Source organism: uncultured Ferrovibrio sp. (assembly GCF_937960835.1).
Taxonomy (GTDB): domain Bacteria; phylum Pseudomonadota; class Alphaproteobacteria; order Ferrovibrionales; family Ferrovibrionaceae; genus Ferrovibrio.
On the sequence record NZ_CALGPC010000018.1, the window covers coordinates 112432 to 126708 of the forward strand.

General features: G+C 61.9%; 14 protein-coding genes. 12 read left to right on the forward strand and 2 right to left on the reverse strand.

Going from position 1 to position 14277, the window contains the following annotated elements:
• Positions 1 to 4: 4 nt before the first annotated feature.
• The 11 genes from Q0603_RS18005 (at position 5) to Q0603_RS18055 (ending at position 11197) form a co-directional block, all read left to right on the forward strand.
• Positions 5 to 1519, forward strand: coding sequence for an NADH-quinone oxidoreductase subunit M (locus tag Q0603_RS18005; protein ID WP_298728301.1), 1515 nt, complete (start codon positions 5 to 7; stop codon positions 1517 to 1519).
• Positions 1520 to 1529: 10 nt separating this feature from the next.
• Entirely contained in the window at positions 1530 to 2978 is a 1449-nt protein-coding gene (nuoN, locus tag Q0603_RS18010) for an NADH-quinone oxidoreductase subunit NuoN (RefSeq protein ID WP_298728303.1), read from the forward strand.
• Positions 2979 to 3000: 22 nt separating this feature from the next.
• A complete protein-coding gene (locus Q0603_RS18015; RefSeq protein ID WP_298728304.1) occupies positions 3001 to 3738 on the forward strand; it encodes a biotin--[acetyl-CoA-carboxylase] ligase in 738 nt (245 codons plus the stop codon).
• Positions 3739 to 3753: 15 nt separating this feature from the next.
• A complete protein-coding gene (locus tag Q0603_RS18020; RefSeq protein WP_298728306.1) occupies positions 3754 to 4524 on the forward strand; it encodes a type III pantothenate kinase in 771 nt (256 codons plus the stop codon).
• Positions 4525 to 4544: 20 nt separating this feature from the next.
• Positions 4545 to 6242 (forward strand): ribonuclease J, encoded by a 1698-nt coding sequence (locus Q0603_RS18025; protein WP_298728308.1) that lies wholly within the window; start codon positions 4545 to 4547, stop codon positions 6240 to 6242.
• Between the two features lie 66 nt (positions 6243 to 6308).
• Entirely contained in the window at positions 6309 to 6713 is a 405-nt protein-coding gene (gene mce, locus Q0603_RS18030) for a methylmalonyl-CoA epimerase (RefSeq protein ID WP_298728310.1), read from the forward strand.
• Positions 6710 to 6973 (forward strand): DUF1467 family protein, encoded by a 264-nt coding sequence (locus Q0603_RS18035; protein WP_298728312.1) that lies wholly within the window; start codon positions 6710 to 6712, stop codon positions 6971 to 6973. The genes mce and Q0603_RS18035 overlap by 4 nt, the downstream gene beginning before the upstream one ends.
• Before the next feature lie 348 nt (positions 6974 to 7321).
• Positions 7322 to 7843, forward strand: a complete 522-nt coding sequence (locus Q0603_RS18040) for a hypothetical protein (protein ID WP_298728314.1) — start codon at positions 7322 to 7324, stop codon at positions 7841 to 7843.
• 91 nt (positions 7844 to 7934) lie between these two features.
• Entirely contained in the window at positions 7935 to 9263 is a 1329-nt protein-coding gene (gene proS, locus Q0603_RS18045) for a proline--tRNA ligase (RefSeq protein WP_298728315.1), read from the forward strand.
• A 10-nt stretch (positions 9264 to 9273) separates the two neighbouring features.
• Complete coding sequence (locus Q0603_RS18050) at positions 9274 to 10527, forward strand: lipoprotein-releasing ABC transporter permease subunit (RefSeq protein WP_298728317.1); 1254 nt, start codon at positions 9274 to 9276, stop codon at positions 10525 to 10527.
• Positions 10520 to 11197: an ABC transporter ATP-binding protein gene (locus Q0603_RS18055; protein WP_298728319.1), complete on the forward strand. Its 678-nt coding sequence runs from the start codon at positions 10520 to 10522 to the stop codon at positions 11195 to 11197. The genes Q0603_RS18050 and Q0603_RS18055 overlap by 8 nt, the downstream gene beginning before the upstream one ends.
• 34 nt (positions 11198 to 11231) lie before the next feature.
• Here the strand turns inward: Q0603_RS18055 and Q0603_RS18060 are convergent, their stop codons facing one another.
• Positions 11232 to 12245, reverse strand: coding sequence for a pyridoxamine 5'-phosphate oxidase family protein (locus tag Q0603_RS18060; protein ID WP_298728321.1), 1014 nt, complete (start codon positions 12243 to 12245; stop codon positions 11232 to 11234).
• Positions 12246 to 12269: 24 nt separating this feature from the next.
• On the reverse strand, positions 12270 to 12911 hold the full coding sequence (locus Q0603_RS18065; RefSeq protein WP_298728323.1) for a glutathione S-transferase: 642 nt from the start codon (positions 12909 to 12911) through the stop codon (positions 12270 to 12272).
• 108 nt (positions 12912 to 13019) lie between these two features.
• Between Q0603_RS18065 and Q0603_RS18070 the strand changes: the two genes are divergently transcribed.
• Complete coding sequence (locus Q0603_RS18070) at positions 13020 to 13928, forward strand: LysR family transcriptional regulator (protein ID WP_298728325.1); 909 nt, start codon at positions 13020 to 13022, stop codon at positions 13926 to 13928.
• Positions 13929 to 14277: the final 349 nt, after the last annotated feature.

Here is a 14277-nt window from a genome sequence, read left to right on the forward strand (position 1 = left end):
GAAGATGTCGAGCATGCCCTTGCTGTCGATCGTCACGTTCCTGCCGCTGGTCGGCGCGGCCTTCATTTTCCTGGCTCGGGGCCAGGAAGAGATCGTCGCCCGCAACGCGCGGTCGGTGGCGCTTTGGACCACTACGATCACCTTCGCCGTTTCGCTGCTGATCTGGCTGAACTTCGATAACTCGACGGCTAACTTCCAGTTTGTCGAGAAGATCGAGTGGATTGGCGCTGGCATCAATTATCACATGGGTGTGGACGGCATCTCGATGCTGTTCGTCATCCTCACCACTTTCCTGATGCCGCTCTGCATCCTGGCCTCTTGGGAGGCCATCGAGACACGCGTCAAGGAATACATGATCGCCTTCCTGATCATGGAGACGCTGATGATCGGCGTCTTCTGCGCGCTCGACCTGGTGCTGTTCTACCTGTTCTTCGAGGCAGGCCTGATCCCGATGTTCCTGATCATCGGCATCTGGGGCGGCAAGCGGCGCGTCTACGCCACCTTCAAGTTCTTCCTCTATACGCTGCTCGGCTCGGTGCTGATGCTGCTGGCGCTCCTGTACATGTATTTCACCGCCGGTACGACCGATATCCCGAGCCTGATGAAGACCGGCCTGTTCTCGCCTGAGGCGCAGACCTGGCTGTGGCTGGCTTTCTTCGCCTCGTTTGCGGTGAAGATGCCGATGTGGCCGGTGCATACCTGGCTGCCCGACGCCCACGTCGAAGCGCCGACGGCCGGCTCGGTCATCCTGGCTGCCGTGCTGCTGAAGATGGGCGGCTACGGTTTCCTGCGCTTCTCGCTGCCGATGTTTCCGCTGGCCAGCGAATACTTCGCGCCCTTCGTCTTCGCCCTCAGCGTCATCGCCATCATCTACACCTCGCTGGTGGCGCTGATGCAGGAGGATATGAAGAAGCTGATTGCCTATTCGTCGGTCGCCCATATGGGCTTCGTGACCATGGGCATCTTCGCGCTGAACACCCAGGGCATCGAAGGCGCCATCTTCCAGATGCTGAGCCACGGCATCGTCTCCGGCGCCCTGTTCCTGTGCGTCGGCGTCGTCTACGACCGGCTGCATACCCGTGAGATCGCCCGCTATGGCGGCCTTGCCAACAACATGCCGAAATACGCCGTGGTCTTCATGCTGTTCACCATGGCCAACGTCGGCCTGCCGGGCACCAGCGGCTTCGTCGGCGAATTGCTGACGCTGGTCGGCGCCTTCCAGGCCAATACCTGGGTTGCGCTGCTGGCCACCACGGGCGTCATTCTCTCGGCCGGTTATGCGCTGTGGCTCTATCGCAAGGTCGTTTGGGGCGAGCTGACCAAGCCTGACCTCAAGGCCATGCTGGATCTCAGCCCACGCGAGATCGCCACGTTCGCGCCGCTCGTCATCCTCGCCTTGTGGATGGGCATCTACCCGGCACCGTTCCTCGATGTCATGACCGTGTCGGTGAAGAACCTGCTCGACCAGCACCAGACTGCGCTGGCTGCCGCCAAGGCGGTAGCCACGGCTGCCCGCTAGGAGTTCCAACGTGACCGCTTCGACCTTGCCCGCGCTCGCTCCGGCCTATCCGGAAATCTGGCTCGCCCTCGCGGCGATGGCGCTGTTGATGCTCGGCGTCTTCAAAGGCGACGGCTCCACCCGTCTGGTATCCTGGCTGGCGGTTCTGGTTCTCGCCGTGGCCGTGGGGCTGATCTGCGTTCAGCCGTCGGCGTCGGTTACGACCTTTGGCAACATGTTCATCGCCGATGGCTTCGGCCGCTTTGCCAAAATCCTTGTCCTGCTGGGCTCGGCTTTCTCGATCATCCTCTCACTCGGCTATATCCGTACCGAACGGATGGAGCGGTTCGAATATCCGGTGCTGATCCTGCTGGCCACCACCGGCATGCTGATGATGATCTCGGCCAACGATCTCATCGCGCTGTATCTGGGCCTCGAGCTGCAGTCGCTGTCGCTCTATGTCATGGCGGCGTTCAAGCGCGATTCCAGCCGCGCCACCGAGGCAGGCCTGAAGTATTTCATGCTCGGTGCCTTGAGCTCGGGTATGCTGCTCTACGGCGCCTCGATGATCTACGGCTTCGCCGGTTCGACCAGCTTCGACCTGATCGCCCAATCGCTGCAGGGCTCGGGTCAGGCCTCGATCGGTCTGGTGATCGGCATCGTCTTCCTCAGCGCCGGTCTGGCCTTCAAGGTCTCGGCCGTGCCGTTCCATATGTGGACCCCAGACGTCTATGAAGGCGCGCCGACCCCGGTCACGGCTTTCTTCGCCGTTGCCCCGAAGGTGGCTGCGATGGCTCTGTTCGTCCGCGCGCTGCTTTCCCCGTTCGGCGACATCGCCGGCGAATGGCAGCAGATCGTGATCGTGATCAGCGCGCTCAGCATGGTTCTCGGTGCCTTTGCCGCCATCGCGCAAAGCAACATCAAGCGCCTGATGGCCTATTCCTCTATCGGCCATGTCGGCTATGCCCTGATCGGCTTGGCTGCCGGCACGGAGGAGGGCATTCGCGGCATCCTGATCTATCTGGCCATCTATCTGGCCATGAATGTCGGCACCTTCGCCTGCATCCTGGCGATGCGCCAGAAGGACCGGATGGTGGAAGGCGTGGCGGATCTGGCCGGCCTGGCCAAAACCCATCCGGGCATGGCGCTGCTGATGGCTGCTTTCATGTTTTCGCTGGCCGGCGTGCCGCCTTTGGCTGGTTTCTTCGGCAAGTTCTACATCTTCATGGCCGCCATCAATGCCGGCCTCTATACGCTGGCAGTGATCGGCGTCCTGTCCTCGGTGGTGGGCGCCTATTACTACCTCCGCATCGTCAAGATCATGTATTTCGACGAGGCGGCGGAACCGCTGGCCAAGCCGGTGCGTGGCGAGCTGGGCGTGGTCATGACCGTGACCGGCCTGTTCACCATCCTGTATTTCGTCTGGCCGGCTCCGCTGCTGGCGGCTGCGCAGACGGCCGCCAAGGCGCTGTTCCCGTAATGCCGATGCTGTTCGAGAGCGAATGACGGCCTGGACGCTCCGGGCGTTCGACGTCCTCGACAGCACCAATGAGGAAATCCGCCGCCAGGCTGAAGCGGGGGCGGCGGAAGGTCTGGCGGTTCTGGCGCGGCGTCAGACGGCTGGGCGAGGGCGGCGCGGCCGCGCGTGGGATTCCCCGGAAGGCAATCTCTTTCTGTCATTGCTGCTGCGGCCCCGGGTCAGCGCGGCCGAGGCCGCAAAGTTGTCCTTTCTGACTGCCGTCGCTTTGGCCGAGACGCTGGAACTGGCGGCGCCTGATCTGGCCAGCCGCATCGCCTGCAAATGGCCCAACGATGTGCTGGTGAATGGCGCCAAGATCGCCGGCATCCTGCTGGAATCGCGCACCGGAGCCGATGCGGGGCTGGAATGGGTCGTCATCGGCATCGGCGTTAATCTGGCGCATCACCCGGCCGGCACGCCTTATCCGGTCACTGATCTGTCCAGCCAGGGAACTTCAGTGGAGCCGCCGGTATTCGCCGAATGGCTGCTGGCGCGCTTTGCTTATTGGCATAACCGCTGGCAGGCCGAGGGCTTTGCGCCGGTGCGCAGCGCATGGCTTGCGCGGGCGCAGGGTCTGGGACAGCCAGTGGTGGTGCGTCTGCCCGGTGGCGAATTGCACGGGTGTTTCGCAGCGCTGGACGAAAGCGGCGCGCTGCTGTTGGATTTGCCGGATGGTCGCCGCCAGGCGATTACCGCCGGTGACGTTTTTCCGGTCGGCTGACAGGAGACAAAAGCGATGCTGCTCGCCATCAATGCGAACAACACCAATGTGAAATTCGGCGTCATCGACGGCGACCGGATCGTTGGTGAATGGCGCCAGCACACCACCGCGATGCGAACCGCCGACGAACACGCCGTCTGGCTGTTCCAGCTCATGGCGATCGAGAAAATCGACCCCAAGTCCATCACCGGCGCCATCATCGGCAGCGTGGTGCCCCAGGCGACTTTCAATCTGCGCCGGCTTTGCACCCGCTATTTCCATACCGAGCCGCTGGTGCTGGGCGAGCCGAATGTGAAATACGGCATCCAGATCAAGGGGCAGGGCGCTGGAGCGGACCGCATCTGCAACACGGTGGGCGCGGGCGTGTTGTTCCCGCGCACGCCGATGATCGTCGTTGATTTCGGAACCGCCACCACCTTCGACGTGGTGGATGAGGAGGGCAGTTATTGCGGCGGCGTGATTGCGCCGGGCATCAACCTTTCCATCGAGGCGCTGGTCAATGCCACCGCGCTGCTGCCGCGGATCGTTGTCGAGAAGCCCAAGCGGGTGATCGGAACGGACACCGTTGCCTGTATGCATTCCGGCGTTTTCTGGGGCTATGTGGGATTGATCGAAGGGATCGTGGCGCGTATTCGTGAGGAATTCGGCCGGCCGATGAAGGTGATTTCCACGGGCGGCCTTGCGCCCGTTTTCGACGGCGCCACTCAAGTGATCGAACAGGTCGTTCCGGATTTGACGGCTCGCGGCCTGGTCGAGATCTACCGGCGCAGTACGCGCAGCAATTAAGAACGGCTTCAACCAAACCGATGTCTGAACGCCTCGACAAAGACAGCCTTTATTTCCTTCCGCTCGGCGGTGTGAACGAGATCGGCATGAACCTCAACCTGTATGGGTATGGGGATCAGTGGCTGATGGTCGATCTCGGCACCAGTTTTGCCGATGAAGGCATGCCGGGTGTCGATCTGGTGGCGCCGGATGTGACCTGGATTGCCGGGCGGCGTGAACGGCTGCTGGGAATCGTGTTGACGCATGCGCATGAGGATCATCTCGGCGCCGTCAGCCATCTATGGAATGAGTTGCAATGCCCCGTCTGGGCAACCGGCTTCGCTGCCTCGGTGCTCCGCCGCAAACTGGCCGAAAAGGGGATGGAGAACGACGTCCCGATCAATATCTACCGGCCGGGCGATACCATAGAGCTGGGGCCGTTCCGTATCCGCTCGATGAGCATCACGCATTCCACACCGGAGAGCCAGGCACTGGCGATCGAGACGCCGCGCGGCGTGGTTCTGCATACGGGCGACTGGAAGCTCGACCCGCGTCCCATGCTGGGACCGCAGACGGAAGTCGAGACGCTGCGTTCCTATGGCGATAGAGGCGTGCTGGCATTGGTCTGCGACAGCACGAATGTCTTCAACCACGGCAGCTCGGGTTCGGAAGGCGAGGTCCATGACAGCCTGATGAAAGTGCTGGCCGGCAAGCCCGGGCGGATTGCCGTCACCACCTTTTCGTCCAACCTCGCCCGTCTGGAGACCTTGATCGCGGTCGCCCGGCATCTCGACCGCCATGTCTGCCTGATCGGCCGCTCTTTGCATCGCTTCATCGCGGCGGCGCAGGAAAACGGCTACCTGCAGAGCATTCCCAATCTGGTGGACGAGCGCGAATGCGGATATCTGCCGCGCGAGAAGGTGATGTATATCTGCACCGGCTGCCAGGGCGAGCCGCGTGGCGCCATGTCCAGGATTGCCTTCGGCAGTCATCCGCATGTGGTCCTGTCGCCGGACGACACAGCTGTCTTTTCATCCAAGATTATTCCCGGCAACGAGCGCGCTCTGTTTCGGGTGCATAACGAACTGGTCAGCCGCGGGATCGAGGTGATCACCGAGAAGGACGCCTTCGTCCATGTCTCGGGCCATCCCTCGCGCGATGAACTGGCTGAGATGTATCGCTTGGCGCGCCCGCAGATCGCCATCCCGGTACATGGCGAACCGCGGCATCTGGTTGAGCACGTCCGTTTCGCTCAAAGCCTTCAGGTGCCGCATGGTCTGGTGCCGCGCAATGGCGACCTGATCAGGCTTGCGCCGGGCGAACCTGAGGTAATCGAGCAGGTCCCGGCAGGACGGCTTGCCATCGATGGCGAGGAACTGGTCGCCGTGCAGGGCGGTGCGCTGGCGCAGCGGCGCAAGCTTGCCTTCAATGGAGCTGCATCGATCAGCCTCGTGGTGGACGACAAGGGATATCTGCTAACCGCGCCAAGGGTGGCCCTGACCGGAGTGGTGAATGGTGATCCCGAGGAAATCGCGGCCGATATCGCCAACGATGTTGCAGAGGCCATCGACAATCTCGGCCCCGGCCAGCAGCGCAACGACAGCAGCCTTGAGCAGACGGCGATCCGCACATTGCGACTTGGATTGCGGGGCTTGACCGGCCGTAAGCCGACGGTGCAGGTCCATGTCATCCGCCTGCCGCAAGGGCAGGCGACCGGGACCGCTGCCGCACCGGCTTGATACCGGTGCGGTCTGGCATCATATTGCACTGCGGTAGGAAACTCGCGAGACCAGCAGGAAACCATCATGATCGGCCGCCTCAACCACGTTGCCATCGCCGTGCCCGACCTTGAGGCCGCCGCAGCGACCTATGCCAACACGCTTGGCGCCAAGGTCTCGCCGCCGCTGGCCCAGCCCGAGCATGGCGTAACCGTGGTCTTCGTCGAGCTGCCGAACACGAAGATCGAGCTGCTGCATCCGCTGGGCGACAATTCTCCGATCGCCAACTTCCTTGCGAAGAATGCCTCCGGCGGCATTCACCATGTCTGCTACGAGGTGGATGACATCATCGCCGCCCGCGACAAGCTGAAGGCGGAAGGTGCCCGCGTGCTGGGTGACGGCGAGCCGAAGATCGGCGCTCATGGCAAGCCGGTGCTGTTCCTGCATCCGAAGGATTTTTACGGCACGCTGATTGAGATCGAGCAGGTATGAACTGGTTCAATAACGCTGTTGCTTTCGTCATCATCTACATGGTGGTGCTGTTCTGCGTGCTGCCGATTGGGGTGAAGACGGCAGAAGAGGCGGGTGAGCAGCCGCTGCCCGGCCAGGCCAGTTCCGCACCGGCGAATCCGCGCATGGGATTCAAATTCCTGCTGACCTTCGCGATCAGCGCGGTGCTGTTCGGAATTTACTATGTCGTTGGCTATTATGATCTGCTCGGCCTGAGCGACCTGTTTGGCCGCGGCAGCTGATCCTGGCTTAAAGCCGCCGCAGACGCATGCGGCAGGGCGGCTCGCCCTGAGAAACCCCGGCATCCAGCCCTGAACTCCACCTAGCAGACAGAGCACACAGCCATTCCGGGAAATGCTGGCTCTTAGTTGGCGGAGGCGGGGAGGTTGTCAGAAGCACAAAAAAGAAAGGAGCAAGGACGCGCCTCGCTCCGTATCCCGTCTCGCACGGGTAAGTTTAAGCCTCCCCAGACTTGGGCCGCCTGTTTCCAAGCGGTTGCGTAAATTCTATACCGAATGATGAAAGCAGTGTCATCTGAAAAGTGACGCCGATCACACAGAATGTTAATGGCGACCCGCTATAGTTGTGAAATGAAACGATTTTTGGGCTGCGTCGGCATGCTGGCCGTCCTTGCGCCGGATGGGGTTTTTGCCCAATCCGCGCAGCCTGACGCTGCCCAGCAACGGGTCATTGTCGCCCTTGATGCTGCCGATTGCCGCCGGCTGCTAGCCCAGCGCGATGCGGTGGATCTGGCGCACCAGCCCCGCCCGGATGTCGAATACCGGCCGGGGCGGGATGTCGATTCCCAGGGGCGGCCGGTGACGCCCGCCGACCTGCCGGGGGCGAATCCGCTGCCGCTGACCGGGCCGCTGACCCTGCCACTCGGCATCCGGCTGGAAGATCTGCTGGGCAGCCGCACGCCTCCCAATCTCCGGCGTTCCGAGCTTGAAGTTGCCCGGATCGCCATTGATCCGATGAGCGGTCGTCTGGCTTTCAATGGACAGCCGCTGGAGCGGCCGGCGGAGGATGCCGTCACGCAGGCCTGCGGCGAATATCTTGCCGGGCAAAGCGAAGCAGGGCAAACCAAGGCCGGATCGGCTAAACCGCGCTGACAGCCGGCAGGCAGCCATTGCAGGGGCGGCAGCCCGGCCTTAAAAACGCCCCATTACCCCGCCATCACCGCAAACTCAGGACAACCAGAAAATGCGGCTCAGCAGCTATTTCCTCCCTGTTCTTAAAGAGAATCCGAGCGAGGCCCAGATCGTCAGTCACCGGCTGATGCTGCGCGCCGGCCTGATCCGGCAATCGGCCGCCGGCATCTATACCTGGCTGCCCTTGGGTTTTCGCGTGCTCAAGAAGATCGAGCAGATCGTTCGTGAGGAGCAGGATGCCGCCGGCGCCCAGGAATTGCTGATGCCGACCATCCAGCCTGCGGAGCTTTGGCAAAAGAGCGGGCGATACGACGATTACGGCAAGGAGATGCTGCGCATCACCGACCGCCACGAGCGCCCCTTGCTTTACGGTCCGACCAACGAGGAAATGCTGACCGATATTGTCGCCTCGGAATGGAAGAGCTATCGCGATCTGCCGAAGATCCTCTATCACATCCAGTGGAAGTTCCGCGACGAGGTGCGTCCGCGCTTCGGTGTCATGCGCGGCCGTGAATTCCTGATGAAGGATGCCTATTCCTTCGATCTCGACAAAGCCGGCGCGCGCCGTTCGTACAACCGGATGTTCGTCGCCTATCTGCGCACCTTCGCACGCCTGGGCCTGAAGGCGATCCCGATGCAGGCCGACACCGGTCCCATCGGCGGCGACCTGTCGCATGAATTCATCATCCTGGCCGAGACCGGCGAAAGTGGTGTCTTCTGCGACAAGGCGCTGGTCGAGCGCGACGTGCTGAACGAGGCGGTTGATTACAACGGCGATCTTCAGCCGATCGTCGATAGCTGGACGGCGCCTTACGCCGCCACCGACGAGAAGCACGATGTCGCCCGCTTTGAGGCCCTGCCGAAGGATCGCCAGATCGCCGCACGCGGTATCGAGGTTGGCCATATCTTCTATTTCGGCACCAAGTATTCCAAGCCGATGGGGGCGGTGGTGCAGGGGCCAAATGGCGAGAGCATCACCTTGGAAATGGGCTCTTACGGCATCGGGGTGTCGCGTCTGGTTGGCGCCATCATCGAGGCCAGCCATGACGACAATGGCATCATCTGGCCCATGAGCATCGCGCCCTTCCATGTCGGCCTGATTAATCTCAAGGTTGGTGATGCCGATTGCGACAAGGCCTGCGACGATCTTTATGCCAAGCTTAAGACGGCCGGCTTCGATGTGCTCTATGAGGACCGCGACGAGCGTGCCGGCGCCAAATTCGCCACCATGGACCTGATCGGTCTGCCGTATCAGATCACCGTCGGTCCGCGCGGCCTGAAGTCCGGGCTGGTTGAGGTGAAGAACCGCGCTACCGGCGAGAAGGAAGAGCTGAGTATCGAGGCTGCGCTCAACAAGCTTGCCCAGGCAAAACCGGCCTGATCGGAGTCCCATGCCGTTTTTCTCGCGCTTCGAATGGATGCTGGCGCTGCGATATCTTCGGGCGCGGCGCCAGGAGGGCTTCATATCGGTGATCGCGGTGTTCAGCTTCCTCGGCATCATGCTGGGGGTCGCGACCCTGATCATCGTCATGAGCGTGATGAACGGTTTCCGCGCCGAGCTGCTGGACCGCATCCTCGGTCTGAATGGCCATCTCACCATCCAGGCCGAGGCAGGGCTGCACCTGAAGGACTATGACCGCGTGGCCGAGATCGTCGCCGCTGTGCCGGGTGTGACGCTCGCCAATCCGATGATCGAAGGCCAGGTTATGGCCACCGCCAATAATGTTGCCGCCGGTGTGGTTGTGCGCGGCATCCGTCAGGCCGATCTGAGCCGTGAAAGCGCTGTCGCCAACGGAATCCGCGAAGGCTCCTTGCAGGATTTCGACAGCGACGACGTGGTGGTGGTCGGCCATCGCCTGGCGCGCAAGCTGGGGCTTAGGCTGGGCGATCAGATCACCCTGATCTCGCCGCAAAGCACGGCCACGCCCTTCGGCACGGTGCCGCGCCTGGCGCGTTATGAGATTGCCGGCATCTTCGATGTCGGCATGTTCGAATACGATTCGAACTTCGTCTACATGCCTTTCCAGGCAGCGCAGACCTATTTCCGTCTGCCGGACATGGCCAGCGCTGTGGAAGTACGCCTCAGCGAACCGGAACAGGCGCGGCGTGTGGCCCGTGAAATCAGCCAGCGGCTTGGTCCGAATTACCGGTTGTATGACTGGCAGCAGGCCAATGCCCATTTTGTCAATGCGCTTGATGTCGAGCGCAACGTGATGTTCCTGATCCTGACGCTGATCATCGTGGTGGCGGCCTTCAACATCATTTCCAGCATGATCATGCTGGTTAAAGACAAGGGCCGCGACATCGCCATTCTGCGCACCATGGGCACGGCACGCGGCACCATCATGCGTGTCTTCGTCATCGCTGGCGCCAGCATCGGCGTGGTCGGCACCGCCAGCGGTTTTGTGCTCGGTCTGGCCTTTGCGCTGAATATCGAGACGATCCGGCAGTGGCTGCAGAACCTTACCGGCACTGAGCTTTTCTCGGCCGAAATCTACTTCCTCTCCAAGCTGCCGGCCAAGGTTGATTCCAGCCAGGTACTTTATGTGGTGCTGATGGGGCTGGCGCTGTCCTTCCTGGCGACGCTTTATCCCTCATGGCGCGCCGCCCGCCTCGATCCGGTGGAGGCGCTGCGCTATGAGTGAGGTGCTGCGTCTGGAAGGCATTCGCCGCGTCTTCAAGCAAGGCGGCGAGAAGATCGAAGTGCTGCGCGGCGTCGATCTCTCGGTCAAGGGTGGCGAGATCGTCGCCTTGCTGGGGCCTTCAGGCTCGGGCAAATCGACCTTGCTGCATATCGCCGGCCTGTTGGAGCAGCCGACCTCCGGTACCATCGTCATCGGTGGCCAGGATTGCAGCAAGATGGGTGAGCAGGAGCGCACGCTGACGCGCCGACACCGTATCGGCTTTGTTTACCAGTATCACCATCTGCTGCCGGAATTCTCCGCTATCGAAAATGCCGCCATGCCGTTGCGCGTGCGTGGACAGGACAAGGCCGAGGCACATCGCACTGCGCGGCAGTTGCTGGAGCATCTGGGACTTGGCCATCGTCTCGATCACCGGCCGGCGCGGCTTTCGGGCGGCGAGCAGCAGCGTGTTGCGATTGCCCGCGCCGTGGTGGGCAGGCCGGATCTGCTGCTGGCCGATGAGCCGACCGGCAATCTGGACGAAAAGACCGCCGAAACGGTCTTCGCTGAGCTGCTCGGTCTGGTCCGCAACGCCGGCATCGGTGCGCTGATCGCTACTCATAACCTGGACCTCGCCCAGCGCATGGACCGCGTTGTCACCCTGCATGAAGGCCTGTTGCAGGCGGTGTAGGGCGTGAAGCCACCGCCCGGCGGGCTGACACTAGTTAGGAAACCTCAGCCCAAGTCCCCGTTCGCGCCAGTTGCGGCGCGTATTCCGGTTCGGTCCAACGCATCGGCAGGGCGCCGCGGATCAGCCGGCTTTCCTCAACCTCCAGCCGCAGTAGCCGCAGCGCGCCCGGGAAGGCGTCGATCGCCGGGTCTTCCAGCACCACGGACGCCGCGCCGGTGAGTTGCAGCAGGTTGCCGCTGGCGAAATCGACGAAGAGCATCCCGGCCCGCGGATTGATCGCGATATTACCCAGCGTGTTGAAAAAGTTGTTACCGGCATAATCCGGTGCGGTCAGCACGCTGCGGCCATTCTGCTCTGTCACTCGTACGAAACCCGGCTTGCCGCCGCGATGAGAGACATCGACGCCTTCTCTGGCGTCGCCATTGCCCGCCGCAGGCGAGGCCGTGGCGATGAAGAAAGTGTCGGCTTGCGCCGCCAATGCCTCGGCCTCGTCTGACAGCAGTGTGCCTTCGACCTGCACCGGATGCGGTTCAGCCATGGTTTCGGGCAGATCGATATAGCGCGGCTGCCGCGCCTGAATATATTGCGGGCAATTCCCGAAGCTCTGGTCCACATGGACCGTGAAGCCGTTCTCAGCCAATGCCGTGACGCGGCCATTCATCCGGTTGCGCCGCCTGGTATGCAGCTCGATGCCGAGCAGGCCCAGCGGCGCGCCCAGCTTCAGATGTCCGCTGAGAGGATCGGCGGGATTAGGCCGTGCCGCCAAAGTCATCGTCTCGGCGTCCGGCGTCGTCACGAAACCGGGCTTGCCGGCGAGGATCGAGGCCCATGGGCGGCCCTGTGCATCCAGGCTGCCGACGAACATGTAGGGCAGCTTCTCGAACAGCTCGCGATGCTGATCCGGCATGAAGCTGCGGATCACCCGGCTGCCGGCCTGCGCCATACGCTCACGCGAACCGGCCAGCAATTGCAAAGCCTGCTCACCGGCGTGGAAGGCCTCGGCGGGTGATTGCTTTAGGGGGAGCTGATCGATGGGAAGTGGGCTCATGATCCTCTCCTGGCCGCGGGCTGGTCAGGCGACAGCGGCGTCTGGAACGTTCGCACGAGGCATGGCCATGAAGCCGGGCAGGGCTTCGATCCGCGTCAGCCAGGCAAGGATATTCGGATAGGGCTGCAATGAGATGCCACCCTCCGGCGCGCAGGCGGTGTAGCTGTACATTGCGACATCGGCGATGGTCGGATGGTCGCCGACGAGGAAGGGGCTGCGTGACAGATGTGCCTCCACGATGCCGTAAAGCTGCGCGGCGATGGCAAGCGGCATGGCCGGATCAAACTTGCGGCCGAAAACGCGGATGACACGCGCGAGCGCCGGGCCGAAGGCAAGCTGGCCAGCAGCGACCGACAGCCATTGCTGCACACGTGCGGCATTGGCCGGATCGCGCGGCAGCCAGCGGCCGCTCTCGTCATACCGGGTCGCCAGATAGACCAAAATCGCATTGCTGTCGGCGATGGTGAGGCCGCCATCCTCGATGACCGGCACCTGCCCAAAGGGATTCTTGGCCAGGAAGTCGGGACTCTTCTGGGCGCCCTTGGTGAGGTCGACATCGATCTTCTCAAACGGCAGCCCCAGCAGTGACAGCATCAGTTCAGCGCGATGCGCATGGCCCGACAGGGCGTTGCGATAGAGGCGGATCGGTTGGGCGGGCTTGGTCATGGCGTATCCTCGGTTCGCGTTTGCCGTTGCCCAACAGGATGCTCGTTTCTCAGAAAGAATGAATATCTCAGTTTGACAAATAAATATTCCAGATTATGGAATAATCGGATGGACCGTCTTCAGGCGATGCAAATCTTCGCCGCCGTGGCCGAAACCGAGAGCTTCGCCGCCGCGGCCCGCCGTCTGGGCCTGTCGCCGCCGGTGGTGACCCGGGCCGTGGCGGGGCTTGAGGAGCGGATCGGTACCCGGCTTTTGCATCGTACGACCCGCAGTGTGCGCCTCACCGATGGCGGGCAGCGTTTCCTGAAAGATTGCCGCCGCATCCTTGCCGATATCGATGAGGCGGAGGCGGCGGCGGCCGGTCAGCACGCCGCCTTACGCGGCCGGATTGCGATCACCGCGCCGGTGATGTTCGGCCGCCTGCACGTGGCGCCGGCAGTCATGGGCTTCCTGGACCAGAACCCGCAGGTCTCGGCACGGCTGCTGCTGCTCGATCGCGTGGTCGACATGATGGAAGAGGGGATCGATGTCGCGGTGCGCATCGCGCATCTGACGGATTCGGCCCTCATCGCTGTGAAGGTCGGGGAATTGCGGCGGGTCACCTGCGCCTCGACAACCTATCTGAAAAAGCATGGTGAGCCAAAAACGCCGGCCGATCTGCAAAACCATCCGGCGATTTTCACCTCGCCGGGTGCCGACATGCATGACTGGGCCTTCGACAAACTTGCCAAGAGCGTGCGGATCGCACCTCCGCACCAGCTTGTGCTGAATTCCTCCGACGTGGCGATTGCAGCCGTGCTTGAAGGCCGGGGGTTCACCCGGCTGCTCTCCTACCAAGTAGCGGCAGAGGTGCGGGCTGGAAGGATCAGGATCGTGCTGCAGGATTTCGAACCGCCGCCGGTTCCCGTGCATCTGGTGCAGATGGAAGGAAGGCGCGCCCCGGCCCGGGTGCGCGCTTTTATCGAATACGCCGCCGAACGGCTCAGGGCCGATCTGGCGCAGATCCAGACCCTCTAAAGCCGGCGTCCCTTCAGGGAAGGCGCCTCTTAAGGTTTCATATTAATTTAGAAAGTTTCTCTAAATTATCATGTTGTAATAACAATATTCGAATATTGGCTTTGATCTTCTTGTCCCGGACGCCACAATATCAATAAAACAACACCATTTCTAAATTAGCACATTAAAATCATACAATAAGTATTTATTATATAATGATTAATTTATAAAAAATAAGGTGAAATATCCTGATGAAAAATTTTTACTGATGACGACAGTTGATCAGGATTGGAGTCGTGTTCTTTCTTATGCAGGGAACACAGGGATGGAAGGGGCGGGGTCGTTCTCGGCTGGTGAGCGGCCCAATCCC